Source organism: Segatella intestinalis (assembly GCF_029348455.1).
In the GTDB taxonomy this organism is placed as follows: Bacteria; Bacteroidota; Bacteroidia; order Bacteroidales; family Bacteroidaceae; genus Prevotella.
The window spans coordinates 1-1,299 of the sequence record NZ_JARJVV010000037.1 but is presented as its reverse complement, the minus strand read 5'-3'; the positions used below and the strand labels follow the sequence as shown (position 1 = coordinate 1,299).

Genomic DNA, 1,299 nt, shown 5'->3' with positions numbered 1-1,299 from the left:
CAGGGCAAACGCATCAAACTTTTTACCTTTTAACATATAGATATTAATGTTGTATCTTATTGAATATTAACTATTTATATTTGCTTATACCAAAAATATTTTGTATCTTTGTAAAGAATAATTAAACACTTAAAAGTTACAAAATGAGCATAATTAAGTTATCTAAACAAATTCCAGACCCAAGAGTCACAGGACGAACTGTTCATAAAATGGAACATATTATCTATATTACCATAGCAGCAGTACTGGCTGGATGTCAAACATGGGATGATATTGCTGAGTTTGGAAGAACTAAGAAGGAGTTCTTCAAATCTCGTTTGGTAGGTTTGGAGCACATTCCAAGCCATGACACCTTCAATCGTTTCTTCTCTATATTTGACCCAAAGGGCTTTGAACAAATTTTTCGCGATTGGGTCAAGGAAATTGTTGGTGAGGTCAAAGGCATAGTAGCCATTGACGGCAAGTTAATGCGTGGCTCCAGCAAATGCGATTCAGAGCACACATTGGGCAAAGATGATTTTCGCATGTGGATTGTGTCGGCATGGTCTTCTGATAACAATATCTCTCTGGCTCAAGAGAAGGTGGGCGACAAGACTAACGAAATCACCGTTGTACCAAAGTTGCTTAGCGCAATAGACTTAAAAGACACCATTGTAACGATTGATGCCATGGGATGCCAAACCTCTATAACCAAGAAAATAAGAGAGGGAAACGGAGATTATATTATTGCATTGAAGAAAAATCAAAAGACAAGCTATGATTTTGCAAAGGATATCATAGCCGAATACACTGATCGTGACTATCAGGGTATAGTTTCAAAGCATACTTCCTTTGACAGAGGGCATGGCAGATTAGAAGAAAGGAAATGTATAGTGGTGAGTTATGGCAGCACTACTCAAAAAATGTTCAAAAACAAATTTGAAGGGCTAAAATCTATTGTTGGCATTCTGTCACGAAGAACTATCGTTTCTACAGGTGAAACCTCCGAGGAAAACAGGTACTACGTAACTTCCCTAGGAAATGAAAGGCCTGAGGAAATCGCCAATGCAATAAGAAAGCACTGGGGAATAGAGAATAATTTGCACTGGCAATTAGACTTTACCTTTAGAGAAGACGAAAGTAGAAAGGTGAAAAATGCAGCAAGGAACTTCTCTACTATTACTAAGATTGCTTTGTCCATCCTTAAAAAGGATAAAACGATCAAGGGAAGTATCAACTTAAAAAGAATGAAAGCTGGCTGGGACGAAAATTACCTGTCAAAACTTTTGGAGGCGAACGCATTTTGATGCGTCCGCCCTG

The 1,299-nt window shown here is 38.0% G+C and carries 1 protein-coding gene; it reads left to right on the top strand.

What is annotated here, in order from left to right:
- Positions 1-143: 143 nt before the first annotated feature.
- On the top strand, positions 144-1,286 hold the full coding sequence (locus P3T48_RS14305; protein WP_276507132.1) for an ISAs1 family transposase: 1,143 nt from the start codon (positions 144-146) through the stop codon (positions 1,284-1,286).
- The last annotated feature ends 13 nt before the right edge of the window (positions 1,287-1,299 follow it).

Bases quoted from the DNA above. Each gene is read 5' to 3' on its own strand.
- P3T48_RS14305 (WP_276507132.1), top strand. From the start codon at position 144: ATGAGCATAATTAAGTTATCTAAACAAATTCCAGACCCAAGAGTCACA.